This is a genomic window from Schumannella luteola, from assembly GCF_013408685.1.
GTDB classification, from domain to species: domain Bacteria; phylum Actinomycetota; class Actinomycetes; order Actinomycetales; family Microbacteriaceae; genus Schumannella; species Schumannella luteola.
In genome coordinates this window covers 3,452,095-3,469,376 of the sequence record NZ_JACBZY010000001.1, presented here as the reverse complement: position 1 = coordinate 3,469,376, position 17,282 = coordinate 3,452,095, and the positions used below count along the sequence as shown (strand labels likewise).

Below are 17,282 nucleotides of genomic sequence, written 5' to 3'. Positions count from 1 at the left end.
TCGTCTCCGAGCCCGACTCAGCGGAAGATGATCGTGCGCGCGCCGTCGAGCAGCACGCGGTGCTCCGAGAACCACTTCACGGCCTGGGTGAGCGTGCGGCTCTCCTCGTCCTGACCGATCGCGACGAGCTGCTGCGGCGAGCGGGTGTGATCGACGCGCACGATGTTCTGCTCGATGATCGGGCCCTCGTCGAGGTCGCTCGTCACGAAGTGCGCCGTCGCGCCGATGATCTTCACGCCGCGCGCGTGCGCCTGCTTGTAGGGATTCGCGCCCTTGAAGCCCGGCAGGAAGGAATGGTGGATGTTGATCGCCCGCCCGGCGAGCTTCTCGCACAGCTCGGGGGAGAGGATCTGCATGTAGCGCGCGAGCACGACCAGCTCGATGTCGTGCTGCTCGACGACGTCGAGCACGCGCCGCTCGAAGGCGGCCTTCTCGTCGGGGCTCGTGACCGGCAGGTGCTCGAAGGGCACGCCGTAGAACTCGGCCAGCGAGCCCAGCTCCGCGTGGTTCGCGAGCACGAGCGGCACCTCGACCGACAGCTGTCCGGCGCGCTCGCGGAACAGCAGGTCGTTGAGGCAGTGACCGGCCTTGGATGCAAGCACGAGCGTGCGCAGCGGGCGGTTCACCACATCCAGCTGCCAGTCCATCGCGTAGCGGTCGGTGACCGGCGCGAGGGCGGTGACGAACTCGTCGCGGCTCGCCTCCGACTCCACCTGCAGGCGCATGAAGAAGCGACCCGTGTCGTCGCTCGAGAACTGCTGCGACTCGGTGATGTTGCCCCGCGCCTCGACCACGGCGCCGCTGATCGCGTGCACGATGCCGGGGCGGTCGTCGCAGACCAGGGTCAGGATCCAGTGCGTGGCGGGGCTGGCGGTCACCCGAGCAACTCTAGGGCCGGTCGGGGCGCGGTTCCGCCGGTGTCGCGTCGACGGCCGCGGTGTGCCGGATGCGGTGCGGGCTCAGCCGCGCGCGGCGGGCACGATGCGCACCTCGAGCCCGGCGGCACGCAGCGCGGCCACCGCATCCGGGTCGGCCGTCTCGTCGGTGATGAGCAGATCGACTTCGTCGAGCGTCGCGACCGGGGCGAGGGCGGCGCGGCCGAGCTTCGAGCCGTCGGCGACGACGATCACGCGCTGCGCGTGCTGCACCATGGCCGAGTTCGTGCGCGCCTCGGTCTCGTCGTGCGTCGTGACGCCGCCCGAGGGGCTGACGCCGTCGGCGCCGAGGATCGCCATGCCCAGGTTGATCGCCTTGAAGGTGTTCTCGGCGAGCACGCCGACGAGCTCGAGCGACTCGTGCCGCAGCGCGCCGCCGGTCATGATCACCTTGAGCTGCGGATGCGTCGTCACGAGCTGCGCGATGGTCAGCGAGTTCGTCACGATCGTCAGCTCGCCGTGGCTCGCGAGCGCGCGGGCGACGGACGCGGTGGTCGTGCCGCCGCTCAGCGCGACCGCGTAGCGCTGCTTCGGCACGAGCGCGGCGACGGCGGTCGCGATCGCGCGCTTCGCCTCCTGGTTGCGGCTGTCTCGCAGCGCGACGGGAACCTCGGTGCGGCTCTCGAGCAGGCGGGCGCCGCCGTGGGTGCGCAGCAGCAGGCGCTGGTCGGCGAGGTCGGCGAGGTCGCGGCGCGCGGTCGCGGGCGAGACGGCGAGCTCGGCGGCGAGGGCCTCGAGCTCGATGCTCTCGCGCTCGGCGAGCAGCTCGAGGATCGCGAGCATGCGCCGTGAGCGCTTGCCCGAGGCGGCGGGGCGCTCGGGTGGGCTGAGGGTCATCGTGCAGGCCCGTCAGCGAAGAAGCGAGCAGTCATGGTGCTCATGTTAGGTGGATTCGCGCAGAATGTTGCGCGAAATGAGCAGTCGTGTCGATCATCGAGCCATGACTCGTGTTGTCTTCCTCGGCGCGGGAAGCGTCGTGTTCACCCGCCAGCTCGTCGCCGACCTGATGTCCTACGACGACCTGCCGCCGCTCACCCTCGTGCTGCACGACATCGACGCCGCGCGCCTCGACGTCGCCGTCGGCACCGCCCGCCAGGTCGCCGAGCGCCGCGGACGCACCCTCGAGGTCGTGCCCGCGCTCGATCGCCGCGTGGCGCTCGCCGGCGCCGACTTCGTGGTCAACATGATCCAGGTGGGCGGCATCGACGCCACCCGCGTGGATCTCGAGCTGCCCGCCTCCCGCGGCCTGCGTCAGACCATCGGCGACACCACCGGCATCGGCGGCGTCTTCCGGGCCCTGCGCACCTTCCCCGTGCTCTCCGGCATCGCCCGCGACATGCTCGAGCTCTGCCCCGACGCCTGGTTCCTCAACTACACGAACCCGATGGCCATGAACATCTGGTGGATGGCGACGGTCGCCCCCTCGATCAAGGCCGCCGGCCTCTGCCACAGCGTCTACTGGACGGTCAACGACCTCTGCGAGCTCGTCGGCGTCCCGCTCGAGGGCACCTCCTTCCGTGCCGCCGGCGTCAACCACCAGGCGTGGCTCTACGAGTGGTCGCGAGACGGCGAGTCGCTCTACCCGGCCCTGCGCGAGAAGATCGCGGCCGATCCCGAGCTCGAGCGCCGCGTGCGGGTCGAGATCTTCCGCCGCATCGGCTTCTACCCGACCGAGACGAGCGAGCACTCGAGCGAGTACCTGTCGTGGTTCCTGCGCGACGACGCGCAGATCGAGCACTTCCGCCTGCAGCCGCTGGAGTACATCGGCATCTCCGAGCAGAACGTCGCCGAGTTCCACCACGCGCAGGAGGCGCTCGCCTCGGGCGTGTCCCTCGAGCTCGAGGAGGGGGCAGCCGAGTACGCGCCCCAGATCATCCACTCGATGCTCACCGGAACCGAGCGCGAGATCCACACCAACGTCGTCAACCGCGGTCTCATCGACAACCTGCCCGAGGGCGCCGTCGTCGAGGTGCCGTCGCGGGTGGATGCGGCGGGCGTCACCCCGCTCGCGGTCGGCGCGATCCCCACCGCGGGCGCGGCGCTCAACCGCACCTATCTCTCGGTGGCCGAGCTGACGATCGAGGCGGCCCGCACCGGCTCGCGCGAGCTCGTGCACCAGGCCGTGCTCGTCGACCCGAACGCGTCGTCGTCGCTCACGCCGGCCGCCCTGGCCTCGCTCGTCGACGAGATGCTCGACGCGCACAAGCCGCTGATGCCGCGCTCGCTCGGCGGCGACGTCGACCTGGTTCTTCCGTGACGCTCGCCCGCACGGGTGACCTCGTCGCCGACGCGGGCGCCCGCGGGGGAGCGGTCGCCGCGATCAACGCGATCACCCTCGAGCACGTCGAGGCGATCGTCGCCGGCGCGGTCGAGGCCGATCGCGCGGTGATCGTGCAGCTGAGCGAGAACGCGACGCTGTTCCACGGCGGGGATCCGGTGCCGCTGCTGAGCGCGGCGCGGGCCCTCGCCGCCGCGGCACCCGTCCCGGTGTCGCTGCACCTCGACCACGTGCAGGACGCCGGGCTGCTCGCGCGGTCGCTCGACGTCGCGGCATCCGTCGGCCTGTCGTCGGTCATGGTGGATGCCGCCCGCCTCGACTACGCCGCCAACGTCGCCGAGACGGCCGCCTTCGCCGCCCGCGGCCACGCGCTCGACCTGGGTGCGGTGCCGTTCGCGGACGCGGGGCCCGGCGGCGACGCCGTCGACGTCGGCCGTGCGTTCGCGTCCGATGGCGTTGCTGCCGCACCCGATGGCGGGGCCACCGCGTCACCGAGCCGGCCGTCCGCATCTGGCGCGACCGCCGCATCCACCGGCCTCTTCGTCGAGGCCGAGCTGGGCGAGGTCGGCGGCAAGGACGGCGCTCACGCGCCCGGCGTGCGCACCGACCCGGCCGAGGCGGCGGCGTTCGTCGCCGCGACGGGCGTGGATGCGCTGGCCGTCGCCGTCGGCAGCTCGCACGCGATGACCTCCCGCACCGCGGCGCTCGACCTCGGTCTGATCGAGCGGCTCGCCGCCGCCGTGCCGGTGCCGCTCGTGCTGCACGGCTCCTCGGGCGTGCCGGACGACCTGCTCGTGGCGGCCGCCCGCGCCGGCATCCGCAAGATCAACGTGGGCACGGCGCTCAACGTCGTCGGCACCGCCGCGCTGCGCGCCGCCCTCGCCGAGCGCCCCGACGCGGTCGACCCGCGCAAGCCCCTCGCCGCGTCCCGCGCCGCGATGACCGCCGAGGTGGCCCGCATCCTCACCCTCCTCCCGTAGCCCGCCCTGCTGCACACGCCCGTTCCTCCCATCGATCGGTCGCAAATCGTCGCCTAGACCGCACGTCACGCGACGATTTGCGACCGATCGATTTCACTCGGGGTGCGGGGTGTGGACAACGTCTGCGCGCGAGCGGTGCGAAGTGCGATCGTGCCGGGCATGCCCGCCCCGGAACGTCTACCCGATTCACTCGGGTCGCAACTTTTCGCTGTGCGCGAAGCGGTCGAACTCCACGGCGTCTCGATCGAGCGGCTGCGACGCACAGATCTCTCGCGACCCTTCCACGGCGTCCGCAGCACGACGAGCGACCTCGATCTGCGGGAACGTTGCCAGGCCGCTCTGCTGCGGGTCGCGACGGGCAGCTTCATCTGCGGACCCACAGCGGCGCTGCTCTACGGCACGCCTCTTCCTCGGCGCCACGAGGTGGCGTCGACGATCCACGTCGCGATCCCGAGACCGGGACGCGCCCCGCGCGGCGCGGGGATCACGGGTCACAGCTTCGACCTCCGGCTCGCGCCGGTGCGCGAGATCTCGGGACTGCGTGTGGCGGCTCCGGCCCGCACGTGGACCGACCTCGCCGCGGCCGTGGACTTGGAGCACCTGGTGATCGCCGGCGACCACCTCGTGAGATGGGATCTGAAGATCTGCACCGTGACCGATCTGCAACGGGAGGTCGAGCGCTCGAAGGGGCGTCGTGGGCGCTCGATGATGGCCGCGGCGCTGGCGATGCTCGACACCCGGTCGCAGAGTCGGTACGAGACGAAGCTGCGGCTGCTGCTCTCCGGCGCTGGTCTCACGGGGCTGGCGGCCAACCACGAGGTGACCGTCTCCAGCGGACACCGCTATCGGCTGGATATCGCCATGCCGGAGCTTCTGGTCGGCATCGAGTTCCAGGGTGCTCACCACGCCGACCCGGCGCAGTACCGGGCTGACCAGACACGCATGGAGCGGCTGCGAGCCGACGGCTGGCTCATCCTCGAGGTCAATGCACGTGACTTCGACGAACCGATCGAGCTGTTGAACCGCATCCGTCGCGCGATCGCCCGCCATCTCGCTGTGCGTGAACAGATCGATCGGTCGCAAATCGTCGCCTAGGTGCGGCGCCAGGCGACGATTTGCGACCGATCTATCGTCAGGCGGGAGGGGGAGGAGGGGCGAGTTAGGCGAGGCCGAGCACGCGGGCCGCGTTGTCGCGGTAGACGCGGGCGAGCAGCTCGGGCGGCAGGCCGAGCGCCGAGACGGTCCAGCGGCCCTGCGGCGGGATGTCGGACTCGGGCGCGTAGGTGAAGGCCTCATCCAGCGTCTCGAGGAAGCGGAAGTGCAGGCGGTACTGCTCGAGCGTCGCCGGGTAGATGTCGGTGCCGAAGTGCACCCGGTCGGGGAAGCGGTCGAGCAGGGCGCGCAGGCGGCGCGGCTGGCGGCCGAGCTCGGCCATGCGTCCGGCGATGTCGACCGTGTAGTTGGGGGATGCGGCGAGCATCCGCTCGACCAGGTCGAGGTCTTCGGCGGCGCAGCCGAAGTGCGCTCCGATGAAGCGGGTTCCGGGCGCGCCGGCGACGAGCGCGGCGTGCGCGGCGAGCAGCCGGTCGAAGGTCGGGTAGACCTCGGTGTCGCCGAACCACCACTCCTTCATGACGAGCAGCTCGTCGAGGCGCTCGTTCTTCTCGTCGAGCGGGGCGAAGAACGCCTTCGGGTCGGCGGTGTGGATGAGCACCGGCAGCCCGAGCTCGCCGGCGTGCCGCAGCACGGCGATCACGCGGGGGTCGTCGGGCAGCACGAGCGCGCCGCTCGCGTCGCGGAACGTGAGGCCGAGGTTCTTCCAGACCTTCACGCCGCGGGCGCCGCGGGCGGCGCTGTCGTCGAGCGAGGCGATCAGCTCGCGCACGATCGGGTCGGCGAGCACCGCGGGCGAGTCGGCGGTGAGTGGCGCACCAGCGGCGTCAGCCGCGCCCGCACCGGAGCTGGGGCCCGACTCGAGCCCCGCCGACTCCTCCAGCCGCGCCCAGTCGAGCTGGCAGAACGTGAGGAAGCGGCCGGGGTGCGCGCGGTCGTAGCGCTCGACGTTGACGGTGACCTCGTCGCCCCAGAGCCCGTCGAGGTTGACGACGGTCGCGACGTTCGCCGCATCCATGACCTCGATCAGCGCGGCGGGGTCGTCGATCATCCAGTCGTGGTCGTCGGTCAGCCAGCGGCCGAGGTGGTTGTGGATGTCGATGGCCGGCACCGCGGCGCGCTCGACGACCGACTCCGCGGGCCGCAGCTGCTGCTGCGGGGTCCAGTCGACGACGGGCAGTTCGCGGAGTTCTTCCCAGCTGCGTGGCATGCCGTCATCCCAGCATCCGGATGCGCGACGAGCGATGATCAGCGCGAAACGCGCAGAAAGAGTGCGCGTTCAGATCACTTCCTTGCCCGAATGGTGAGTCGGGGTGAGCATCGACCCACTTCCCCCTTCACCGCCGAGAGGTCGTCATGAGCCGCAGCCCCCGCAACTCCCGCTCCACGAGTTCCGCCCTCCGCCTCGCCGTCACCGCCGCCGTCTCGGCGAGCGTGCTCGCCCTCGTCGCCGCCTGCTCGTCGGGCGGCGGATCGGGTGGCGGCGCGGATGCCGACTACACCCCGCCGGCCAAGGACCTCAGCGCGAAGATCACCTACGCCTACTGGGATGCGACGCAGACGAAGGCGATCAAGGAGAACATCGCGGGCTTCAACGAGGAGTACCCGAACATCAAGGTCAACCTCGACGTCACGCCGTGGGAGACCTACTGGACGAAGATCCAGACGCAGGCCTCGTCGAACACGCTGCCCGACCTGTTCTGGCTCAACGGACCGAACTTCCAGCTCTACGCCTCCAACGGCAAGGTCGCCCCGATCACCTCGCAGGTGAAGGGCGGCTACATCGACCCGAAGAACTATCCCGAGTCGCTCGTGAAGCTCTACAACCTCGACGGCGTGCAGTACGGGGTGCCGAAGGACTTCGACACGATCGGCCTCTGGTACAACAAGGACCTCTTCGCGCAGGCCGGCGTGGCCGAGCCGACCGCCGACTGGACCTGGACCGACCTCTCGTCCGCCGCGAACACGATCTCGTCGAAGCTCAAGGGCGACGGCGTCTACGGCGTCGCGGGCGGCATGGACGGCCAGACGACGTACTACAACACGATCTTCCAGGCCGGCGGATCGGTCGTCGACGGCACGAAGTCGGGCTACGGCGACGCGGCCACGCAGAAGGGCCTCGAGTTCTGGACCGACCTGATCGAGTCGGGCGCCTCGCCGACCATGCAGCAGCTCACCGACACCCCCGGTGACCAGTGGTTCACGAGCGGCAAGGTCGCCATGTACTACGGCGGCAGCTGGTTCCGGGCCGCGCTGTCGGATGCTCCGGTGAAGGATGCGGTGCAGGTCGCGCCGCTGCCGAAGGGCGAGAAACAGGCCACCGTCATCCACGGCGTCGCGAACGTCGTCGCCGCGAACAGCAAGAACGCCCAGGCCGCCCGCGCCCTGCAGAACTACCTCGCCAGCGAGAAGGCGCAGAAGCAGCAGGGCGACGCCGGATCGATCATCCCCGCCTTCACCGGAACTCAGCAGGCCTTCGCCGACTCGCTGCCGGGTGTGGATCTCAAGGTCTTCCTCGACGCGGTCGACTACTCGGTGCCGCTGCCGGTGTCGAAGAACAGCGCCGCCTGGAACGCCCTCGAGACGAAGCTGCTGCCGGATGCCTTCAGCGGCGACAAGTCGGTGAAGAGCGTCGGCGACGACCTGGCGAAGCAGATGGACGCCGACCTGGCGAAGGAAAAGTGAGCTCACTCCGGATGACCACCGCGGTCGGCGCACGCCCGAGGCGCGCCGACCGCGGTACCGAGCCCGGCTCCGGCCGGCCGGCTGAGTCGCAGTCCGCGCGCCGCGGTGGACGCCTGCCGCGCGCGGGCGGCGAGGCGGCGGCCCGGCGACGCGACGGCGCCTGGCCGTGGCTGTTCGTCGGGCCGCTCATGCTCGGCGTCGGCGTCTTCTACCTGTGGCCGATCATCCAGACGCTCTACTACTCGTTCACCGAGTGGGGCGTCTTCGGCGGCACGACCTGGATCGGCGGCGCGAACTACGCGCGCATGATCACCGACCCCGACCTGCTCTCGTCGCTCGGCAACACGGTGCTCTACACGGCGATCGTGCTGCTGGGGGTGCCGATCGCGGTCGGCCTGGCGAGCCTGCTGAACCTGCCGGGGCTGCGTTTCGCCGCCGTCTACCGGGTGCTCTACTTCCTGCCCTACGTGGCCATGCCGACGGCGGTCGCGATGGTCTGGCGGATGATCTTCCGCGGCGATCACGGCATCCTCAACTGGGTGCTCGGGCTGGTCGGCATCGACGGCCCGTACTGGATCAGCACGCCGGGATGGGCGATCACCGCCGTCGCGATCGTCGGCCTGTGGTCGTCGCTCGGCTTCTCGATGATCGTGCTCGCCGCCGGGCTCAAGGCGATCCCCGACGAGCTCTACGAGGCGGCGCAGCTCGACGGCGCCTCGCGCTGGCGGCAGTTCCGCTCGATCACGGTGCCGCTGCTGGCGCCGAGCATCGTCTTCGTCTCGATCGTGACGGTCATCGGCAGCTTCCAGCTCTTCGACCTGCTGTACGCGATCATGGGCGCCCAGAACCCGGCGCTGCCGAAGAGCATGTCGCTCGTCTACTGGTTCTACCAGGCGGGCTTCGTCGACAACGAGAAGGGCTACGCGGCGGCGATCGCGATGCTGATCTTCGTCGTGATCGGCGTGGTGACGCTCATCCAGGTGCGCCTGCAGCGGAAGTGGGTCTCGAATGACTGACGCGCTCGGCCGATTCCGCGCCCAGCCGCGCACCCGCCGACGCGGCGGCCGTCAGGGTTCGCACGTCGTGGCCCACGTCGTCCTCGCGACCGGCGCCGTGCTCATGGCGTTCCCGTTCCTCTGGCAGCTGATCATGTCGCTGTCGACGAACGCCGAGGTGCAGAGCGTCGTGCCGACCTTCTGGCCGGCCGAGCTGCGCTGGCAGAACTACGCGACCGTGTTCGAGCGGCTGCCCTTCTTCTCGCAGCTGGGCACCTCGGTGTGGATCACCGTGATCCGCACGCTCGCCCAGATCATCCTGTGCACGGCCGCCGGCTACGCCTTCGCGCGCATGCGCTTCCGCGGGCGCTTCCTGCTCATGGGGCTGGCGCTGTCGATCCTCATGGTGCCGTCGCAGGCCTACCTGATCTCGCAGTACCAGATCGTGCAGGGGCTGGGATGGCTCAACACCGTCGCCGGCATCGTCGCGCCCGGCCTGTTCAGCGCCTTCGGCACCTTCCTCATGCGCACGGCGTTCCTCAACATGCCGAACGAGCTGGAGGAGGCGGCGCGACTGGATGGGGCGTCGCCCGTGCGCATCTTCTGGACGGTCATGCTGCCGCTCGCCCGGCCGAGCATCAACGTGCTCGCGATCACGGCGGCGCTGTGGTCGTGGAACGAGCTGCTCTGGCCGCTGCTGGTCTCGACCTACCAGGACCAGATGCCGCTCTCGGCGGGGCTCGCGACGCTCGTGAGCGACAAGAACAACACCGACTACCCGGTGATCATGGCGGCCAGCATGCTCGCGATGGCGCCGATCCTGCTGCTGTTCATCGTGCTGCAGCGCCGGGTCATCGACGGCCTCGCGCACTCGGGACTCAAGTAGCCGATCCATCTCTCTCCGCCGCGGCCGGCCGGTCGCGGCGCGATCCGCCCTACCCGTAAGGAGACGACCATGAGCTCTCGCAGGATCCCGGCCGCCCCCGCGGCCCTCGCCGTCGCGGCGCTCGCCGCGGTCGGGCTGCTGGCCCCGAGCGCGGCGTTCGCGGCCGACGACGCGAGCGGCGACGCGGCCGCCGCCGCGCCCTCGACCGTCACGCTCGCCGCCAGCGACGACGTCATCGCGAACCCGCAGCGTGGCTTCTACCACCACACCGAGACCCACTACCGCACGGGCGGCGCGGGCTGGGAGCCGCTCGAGGCGGCGACGCTCGAGAGCTACCGCGCCGAGGGCATCACGCAGATCCTGCGCGTGTTCTACCTCGACGCCTTCACGGCGACGCCGACGCTCGCGCCCGACCTGCTCGAGAAGATCACGGCCGACTACGCGACCGCCCGCGCCGCCGGCGTCTCGGTCATCACCCGCTTCGCCTACGTGCAGGGCGGCGACTGGCCCTACGAGCCGCCCTACGGCGACGCGCCGCTCGACGTGGTGCTGGCGCACATCCACCAGCTCGGTCCGATCCTGCGGGCGAACGCGGATGTCATCCCTGTCGTGCAGGAGGGGCTGATCGGCCTGTGGGGCGAGGGTTACTACACCGACCACTTCGTCACCGATCCGGCTGACCCGGGCACGGTGACGGATGCCGACTGGGCGAAGCGCGCCCAGGTCACGCAGGCGCTGCTCGACGAGCTGCCGGCCGACCGCTCGGTTCAGCTGCGCACGATGCAGATGAAGCAGAAGCAGCTCGGCGTGCCGACCGGCGCGGCCGGCGCCGTGTCGAGCGCGGAGGCGACGACCGGCACGGCGCTGTCGCGCGTCGGCCACCACAACGACTGCCTGCTCGCGGCGCCCGACGACTGGGGCACCTTCCTCTCCGACCCGATCGAGCTCGACCAGCAGTACCTCGAGGCCGACAGCGCCTGGGTGCCGGTCGGCGGCGAGACCTGCAACGTCAACCCGCCGCGCTCGGAGTGGGCGAGCGCCTCAGCCGAGCTGGCGCGTTACCACTACAGCTACCTCAACCGCGACTACCAGCCCGAGGTGCTGGCGTCGTGGGGTGATGCCGGAATCGACACGGCGTCGAAGCTGCTCGGCTACCGGCTCGTGCTGACTGACTCGACGATCGCCCCGGCCGCCGACGGCAGCGCAGCGGTCACCGTGCACGTGCGCAACGACGGCTGGGCGGCGCCGTACACGCCACGCCCGGTGACGCTCGTGCTGACCGCCGCCGACGGCGCCGAGACCGAGTTCGCGCTCGACGGACCCGACATCCGCCGCTGGCTCCCGGGAACCACGACGACGCTGACGGCGACGCTGCGCGACCTCGCGCAGGGCGACTACGCGGCGGCGCTGGCGCTGCGCGCGCCGGTGCGCGACGAGGATGCGGCGCCGACGACGCGCGCTGCCGCGGCTGCCGCTCCGGCCGCCGCGGTCTCGGCGGCGGCTGCCGCAGCCGCTCCGGCCAGCGACCCGCGCTTCGCGATCCGCACGGCGAACGTCGGCACCTGGGATGCCGCGACCGGAGTCAACGCCCTGGGCCAGACGGTCGTCGCGACGGACGCCGGGACCATCGCGGTGCCGGCTGATCCGGCCGCCGTGGCCGCCCCGGGCGACGCCTCCCCGCAGCTCGCCGCGACCGGATCCGAGTTCGCGTCGCCCGGCGCGCTGACGGCGGTGATCGCCGTCGTCGCGGGAGCCCTGCTGATCGGATTCCGTCGGCGTCGCCGAGTCGATGCGCAGGGTTCACGCAACCATAATGCGCGTTTCGCGCAATCTCGTGACTGAACGCGCAATCCATCCCACACTGTCCCTGACGGCGCGAGGCGCCGACCCGCACGACCAGACCGGAGTCATCATGAGCATCACCGACGACGAGATCGCCACGCAGCCCCGCCTCTGGCGTGAGGCCCTCGCGGGGCTCGACCAGGCCCGCGAACTGCTCGCCGCACCGGGGGAGAAGGTGCTCGTGATCGGCTGCGGCACCTCCGCCTTCGTCGCCGAGTCGCTCGCCTTCCTGCGCGAGGAGGCCGGCCACGGCGTCACCGACGCCGGCTACGCCAGCGAGCCGCGCGCCTGGCGCGACTGGGATCGCGTGGTCGCGATCACCCGCTCGGGCACCACGACCGAGGTCATCGCCGCGCTGCGCGAGGTGCCCGCGGGCGTGCGCCGCGTCGTCGTCACCGGCGTCGCCGACTCGCCCGTCGCCGAGTTCGCCGACGACATCCTCGACCTCGCCGCCGCCGACGAGAAGTCGGTCGTGCAGACCCGCTTCCCCACGACCTTCCTCACGCTCGCCCGCGCCGCTCTCGGCTACGACGTCGAGCCGGCCATCGCGGCCGTCGAGGAGGCCCTCGCGCTGCCGCTGCCGGTCGATCTCGACGGGCTCGATCACTTCGTCTACCTCGGCACCGGCTGGACCTACGGCCTCGCGCAGGAGGCGGCGCTCAAGATCCGCGAGGCCGCCCAGGCCTGGTCGGAGTCGTACCCCGTGCTCGACTACCGCCACGGCCCGCTCGCGGTCGCCCACCCGGGCTCGCTGGTCTGGCTCTTCGGCAGCGCCGACGCGGCGCTCGCCGACGACATCCGCCGCACCGGCGCCCGCGTGCTGCTCGGATCCGCCGAGCCGCTGGTCGACCTCGTGCAGGCGCAGCGCCTCGCCGTCGCGATCGCCGCCCAGCGCGGGCTCGACCCCGACCAGCCGCGTCACCTGACCCGGTCGATCATCCTCAGCTGAGGGCAGGGCGGCGGCGCGGGGAGCTGGGCTTCTCGCGTCGCCGCCGCACCGGCCGCCGATCGCCGGAACCCAGACCGACCCGCACCGCTCGAACGACCAGCACCGCACCTCATCCGACAACGACGTCGCCGCCCGCAGAAGCACCACCCCTGCACCGCACGCGCACCGCCCCTGCACCGCATCGCCCCTGCACTACCGGCACCGAGGAGAACCCCGTGACCACTCGAAACCGACTCATCCGCACCGCCGCCGCCCTCGCGATCGGCGCCCTCGGCCTGGCCGGCCTCGCCGGCTGCGCCGGGCCGTCCGGTGCGACGAAGCTCGACACCAAGGCCGACGTGAAGCTGACCTGGTGGACGGGGCAGGATGCGGATGCCAGCAAGCTGCTGCAGAAGCTCGCCGACGAGTTCGAGAAGGAGCACCCGAACGTCACGATCGACGTCTCGCCGGGAGCCTCCTCCACCGAGGAGCTGCTGCAGAAGCTCAGCGCCGGATTCGCCGGCAACAGCTACCCCGACATCTCCTACAGCTTCGGCTCGTGGGCGAGCCAGCTCGAGAGCTCGGGGCGCACGCTCGACATCACGAAGCAGGTCGCCGACCCGGACGTGAAGTGGGATGAGTTCTCGGAGGCCGCGCGCAAGACCGTGCAGCCGAGCGGCAAGAAGACCATCGGCTTCCCGGCGATCGTCGACAACATCTCGCTCATCTACAACACGAAGCTGTTCGAGGATGCCGGCGTCGCCGCGCCGACCGAAGACTGGACCTGGGACGACTTCCGCGACGCCGCGAAGAAGATCACCGACCCGTCGACCGAGACCTACGGCTACGCCTACTCGGTGTCGGGCTCCGAGGAGACGACCTGGCAGTTCTGGCCGCACCTGTGGCAGAACGGCGGCGAGATCCTGAACGGCGACAAGGCCGCTTTCGACTCGGAGGCCGGGGTGAAGTCGCTCGACTTCCTCAAAGGCATGGCCGTCGACGACAAGAGCGTCTACCTCGACCAGACCGACACCAAGTTCGGCCAGCTCTTCGCCGCCGGCCGCATCGGCATGATGACCTCGGGCCCGTGGCAGCTCTTCGACCTCAAGAAGGCGAATACGCCCTACGGCGTCGTGCAGCTGCCCGGCACCGACGGCAAGCACACGACGGTCTCGGGCCCCGACATCTGGGCCCTGTTCGACCACAAGGACGTCAACCGCGCGCACTGGGCGTACGAGTTCACGAAGTGGCTGACGAGCGCCGAGCAGGATGAGCGCTGGAACGTCGAGATCGGCAACCTGCCGCTGCGCAGCTCGGAGGTCGACTCCGACGCCTTCCAGAAGCAGGTCGAGACCTACCCCGGTCTGGATGTCATGGCCGCCAACGCTGAGAACGCGACCGTCGCGCGCCCGACCGTCTCGGGCTACGTGGGGCTGTCGGAGGCGATCGGCGACGCGATCTCGCACGTGCTGCAGGGCGACGGCGACACGAAGTCCGAGCTGAGGAAGGCCGCCGAGAAGGCCGACAAGGCGCTCGCCGGGTCCTGATCGATGACCGCCTCCGCTCTCACCGCATCCCGCCCGAAACGGCCCGCGCAGCGCCCCGGGCAGCGCCCCGGCGCGCGTCTGCGCCGCTGGAAGAACGACCTCGGCGGCTGGGCCTTCGTCATCCCCGGCTCGGCACTCGTGCTCGGCCTGTCGATCTTCCCGGCGGTCTGGGCGCTCGCGCTGAGCTTCCAGAAGTGGGACGGCTTCAGCCCGCCCGAGGCCGTCGGCGGCGGCAACTACTCCGAGCTCGTCGGCGACGGCGACTTCTGGGATGCGGTGCTGCACACCGGCGTCTACACGGCGCTGTTCGTGCCGATGTCGGTGCTGGCGGGCCTGTTCCTCGCGGTGGCGCTGAACCGCCGCATCCGGTTCATCGGCTTCTACCGCACGGCGATCTTCGTGCCCTTCGTCGCCTCGGCGGCCGCCACCGGCATCCTCTCGACCTACCTCTTCAACCCGCAGTTCGGCCTCGTCAACAACGTGCTGCGCGTGCTCGGGCTGCCGCAGCAGGGCTGGCTCGAAGACCGCGGTCAGGCGATGTTCGTCATCGCGATCATGTCGCTCTGGGGGCAGGCCGCGTTCACGACGGTCATCTACCTCGCGGCCCTGCAGGATGTGCCGACCGAGCTGCTCGAGGCGGCTCGCCTCGACGGCGCGAACCGCTGGCAGGCGTTCTGGCGGGTCGTCTGGCCGCAGCTCAGCCCGGTGACCGTGTTCACGACGATCTGGCAGGTCATCCAGTCGATCCAGCTCTTCGATCTCGTCTACACCTCGACCCGCGGCGGTCCGCTCGACGCGACGCAGACCATCGTCTACTACCTGTGGGAGAAGGCATTCCGCGAGCTGCGGTTCGGATACGGCTCGGCCGTCGCCTACGTGCTCTTCGGCATCACGCTGCTCATCACGATCGCGGTCGTCGTCTACGGGCGCCGCCGCGGGCAGGAGGCCTTCTGATGGCGATCACGACATCCACTCGCTCGGTTCTCGACGTGGCCGGGGCCGGCTCGCGGGCCGCTGCGCGCGACACGGGCGCCCTCGCCGGCGGTCGCGTCGTCTCCGGAGCCGCGCGCCGCAAGCGCCGGCTGCCGAGCGCCTGGCACCTGTTCCTCATCCCGGTGTCGGTGCTGTTCCTGCTGCCGTTCGTGCAGATGTTCCTCGCCTCGGTGTCGCCCGAGAAGGAGCTCGTCAGCTTCCCGCCGCCGTTCATCCCGTCGCGCATCGACTTCGGCGGCTACGAGGGACTGTTCACGCAGTCGAACATCCTGCTCTGGCTGCTGAACACGGTCATCGTGTCCACGGTCGGCATCGCCTCGCACCTCGTGCTCTGCTCGCTCGCCGGCTACGGCTTCGCCCGGCTCAAGTTCCGCGGGCGCCAGGTCGGCATGTTCGCGATCCTCGCGACGATCATGATCCCGACGCAGCTGCTGATGATCCCGACCTACATCCTGTTCTCGCAGCTCGGCCTCGTGAACGGCCTCGGCGCGGCGATCGTGCCGTGGCTGTCGAGCGCGTTCGGCATCTTCCTCATGCGGCAGTTCTTCCTGTCGCTGCCGGCCGAGCTCGAGGAGTCGGGGATGCTCGACGGCGCGAACCGCTGGCAGGTGTTCACGCGCATCATCCTGCCGCTGGCGAAGCCGGCGCTGACGACGCTCGCGATCTTCACCCTGCTCGGCTCGTGGAACGACCTGGTGTGGCCGCTCATCGCGATCAACAACGACCAGGCGTTCACTCTCCAGCTCGGTCTCGCCAACTTCCAGGGCACCCGGCGCACGCAGTGGGCGCTGCTCATGGCGGGCAACGTGGTGGCGACGCTGCCGCTGATCGTGTTCTTCCTCTTCGCGCAGAAGCAGTTCGTGCAGACCATGACCCTCTCGGGCCTGAAAGGCTGAGTGCATGACCCTCATCGCGCTCGCGCCGAGCCCCGCCCTCGACGTGACGCACCGCATCGGCGCGCTCGCCGACGGGGGCATCCACCGCCCGACCGAGGTCGTGCGCCTCGCGGGAGGCAAGGCGCTCAACGTCGTTCGGGCGGCGCGCGCCCTCGGGCTGCCGGCGCGTGCGGTCGTGCCGCTGGGCGGGCGGATGGGTGTCGTCGTCGCGGGTCTCGCCGTCGACGAGGGGCTGGATGTGCGCGCCGTGCCGATCGCGGCCGAGGCGCGGCAGTGCCTCTCGCTCGTGCCCGACGCCGGATCGCCGACCGAGTCGTACGAGCCGGCACCCGAGCTGAGCGCGCGCGAGGCGCGCTCGCTGGCCTCGGCCGTGGGGGAGGAGCTCGCGGGGGCGCTCGCCGGCGAGGCGATCGGGGATGCGGCGGTCGCGGCCGTCGCACCGGCAGCGTCGGCTCGGTCGGGCGGCGGCTCGCTCTGGGGTTCCGGCGCGGCGGAGGCGTCGGGTGCGTCGGAGGGGACAGCGGCGGCAGGACCGTCGACGTCGCCCGACGCCAGCACGCCCGCCGCACCTGCCGGCCCGGTCTGGCTCGCGATCTCCGGCAGCCTGCCGCCGGCGCTCATCGCCGGGCTCGGCCCCGTCGTCGAGGCGGCGCTCGCCGCGGGCGTGCGGCTCGCGGTCGACAGCTCGGGCGAGGGACTCCGCGCGCTGCTCGAGGCGCGCCCGCACGTCGTCAAGGTGAACCGCTCGGAGGCCGCGGGCGCCCTCGAACTGCCCGAGCAGACCCCGCTGCGCGAGCTCGCCGGCGCGCTCCGCACGCTCACCTCGCGCCCGGACGGCGACGGCGGACTCGTCGTGGTCACCGACGGCGCGCACGGCGCTCTCGCACTCGATGCCGACGGAGCCTGGCTCGCGCATCCCGACCCGGAACCCGGTCGCTTCGCGGTGGGCAGCGGCGACAGCTTCCTCGCCGGACTCGTCGCCGGCCTCTCCGCGGGGGAGACGACCGCGAGCGCCCTGGCCCGCGCGAGCGCGGCCGGCAGCGCCAACACCCGCGCGCTCGGAGCCGGCCGCTTCTCGGCCGACGATGTCGCCGCGGCGACCGAGCGCATCCGTGTCGAGGCTCTCGACTCATGACGGCCGCGGCGTCGACCTCACGCTCGGCGCCGGCCGATCGGGTGCGTCATCTCCGCGTCATCGGCCGGA

At 71.1% G+C, this 17,282-nt stretch carries 15 protein-coding genes; 12 read left to right on the top strand and 3 right to left on the bottom strand.

Annotation, left to right across the window (positions count from 1 at the left end; translation table 11 throughout):
- Positions 1-17 precede the first annotated feature (17 nt).
- Entirely contained in the window at positions 18-878 is an 861-nt protein-coding gene (gene purU / locus BJ979_RS15930; protein ID WP_179569425.1) for a formyltetrahydrofolate deformylase, read from the bottom strand.
- A gap of 81 nt (positions 879-959) precedes the next feature.
- Positions 960-1,772 (bottom strand): DeoR/GlpR family DNA-binding transcription regulator, encoded by an 813-nt coding sequence (locus BJ979_RS15925; protein WP_179569423.1) that lies wholly within the window; start codon positions 1,770-1,772, stop codon positions 960-962.
- Between the two features lie 103 nt (positions 1,773-1,875).
- Between BJ979_RS15925 and melA the strand changes: the two genes are divergently transcribed.
- The 3 genes from melA to BJ979_RS15910 all read left to right on the top strand — a co-directional run bounded on the left by melA (position 1,876) and on the right by BJ979_RS15910 (position 5,288).
- Positions 1,876-3,192 (top strand): alpha-galactosidase, encoded by a 1,317-nt coding sequence (melA, locus tag BJ979_RS15920; RefSeq protein WP_179569421.1) that lies wholly within the window; start codon positions 1,876-1,878, stop codon positions 3,190-3,192.
- Positions 3,189-4,193 (top strand): class II fructose-bisphosphate aldolase, encoded by a 1,005-nt coding sequence (locus BJ979_RS18215; RefSeq protein WP_179569419.1) that lies wholly within the window; start codon positions 3,189-3,191, stop codon positions 4,191-4,193. The genes melA and BJ979_RS18215 overlap by 4 nt, the downstream gene beginning before the upstream one ends.
- A 210-nt stretch (positions 4,194-4,403) precedes the next feature.
- Positions 4,404-5,288: an endonuclease domain-containing protein gene (locus BJ979_RS15910; RefSeq protein WP_179569417.1), complete on the top strand. Its 885-nt coding sequence runs from the start codon at positions 4,404-4,406 to the stop codon at positions 5,286-5,288.
- A 64-nt stretch (positions 5,289-5,352) separates the two neighbouring features.
- On the opposite strand, the gene BJ979_RS15905 is transcribed toward BJ979_RS15910, so the two are convergent.
- Positions 5,353-6,516, bottom strand: a complete 1,164-nt coding sequence (locus tag BJ979_RS15905; RefSeq protein WP_179569415.1) for an amidohydrolase family protein — start codon at positions 6,514-6,516, stop codon at positions 5,353-5,355.
- A gap of 146 nt (positions 6,517-6,662) precedes the next feature.
- On the opposite strand from BJ979_RS15905, the gene BJ979_RS15900 reads away from it, so the two are divergent.
- From BJ979_RS15900 to BJ979_RS15860, 9 genes are all read left to right on the top strand, one after another.
- The gene (locus BJ979_RS15900) at positions 6,663-7,991 is read left to right on the top strand and encodes an ABC transporter substrate-binding protein (protein ID WP_179569413.1); all 1,329 of its coding nucleotides are present in this window, start codon (positions 6,663-6,665) and stop codon (positions 7,989-7,991) included.
- A gap of 11 nt (positions 7,992-8,002) precedes the next feature.
- Entirely contained in the window at positions 8,003-9,007 is a 1,005-nt protein-coding gene (locus tag BJ979_RS15895; protein ID WP_179569411.1) for a carbohydrate ABC transporter permease, read from the top strand.
- Positions 9,000-9,872 carry a carbohydrate ABC transporter permease gene (locus tag BJ979_RS15890; protein ID WP_179569409.1) on the top strand — a complete coding sequence of 291 codons (873 nt, stop codon included), beginning with the start codon at positions 9,000-9,002 and terminating at the stop codon, positions 9,870-9,872. Before BJ979_RS15895 ends, BJ979_RS15890 begins: the two co-directional genes overlap by 8 nt.
- Before the next feature lie 69 nt (positions 9,873-9,941).
- On the top strand, positions 9,942-11,714 hold the full coding sequence (locus BJ979_RS15885) for a DUF4832 domain-containing protein (RefSeq protein ID WP_179569407.1): 1,773 nt from the start codon (positions 9,942-9,944) through the stop codon (positions 11,712-11,714).
- A gap of 70 nt (positions 11,715-11,784) precedes the next feature.
- Positions 11,785-12,663: an SIS domain-containing protein gene (locus tag BJ979_RS15880; RefSeq protein ID WP_179569406.1), complete on the top strand. Its 879-nt coding sequence runs from the start codon at positions 11,785-11,787 to the stop codon at positions 12,661-12,663.
- Between the two features lie 215 nt (positions 12,664-12,878).
- Positions 12,879-14,189 carry an extracellular solute-binding protein gene (locus tag BJ979_RS15875; RefSeq protein ID WP_179569404.1) on the top strand — a complete coding sequence of 437 codons (1,311 nt, stop codon included), beginning with the start codon at positions 12,879-12,881 and terminating at the stop codon, positions 14,187-14,189.
- A gap of 3 nt (positions 14,190-14,192) precedes the next feature.
- Entirely contained in the window at positions 14,193-15,143 is a 951-nt protein-coding gene (locus BJ979_RS15870) for a carbohydrate ABC transporter permease (RefSeq protein ID WP_179569402.1), read from the top strand.
- The gene (locus tag BJ979_RS15865; RefSeq protein WP_179569400.1) at positions 15,143-16,078 is read left to right on the top strand and encodes a carbohydrate ABC transporter permease; all 936 of its coding nucleotides are present in this window, start codon (positions 15,143-15,145) and stop codon (positions 16,076-16,078) included. The genes BJ979_RS15870 and BJ979_RS15865 overlap by 1 nt, the downstream gene beginning before the upstream one ends.
- 4 nt (positions 16,079-16,082) lie before the next feature.
- Positions 16,083-17,213: a 1-phosphofructokinase family hexose kinase gene (locus tag BJ979_RS15860; RefSeq protein WP_179569398.1), complete on the top strand. Its 1,131-nt coding sequence runs from the start codon at positions 16,083-16,085 to the stop codon at positions 17,211-17,213.
- The last annotated feature ends 69 nt before the right edge of the window (positions 17,214-17,282 follow it).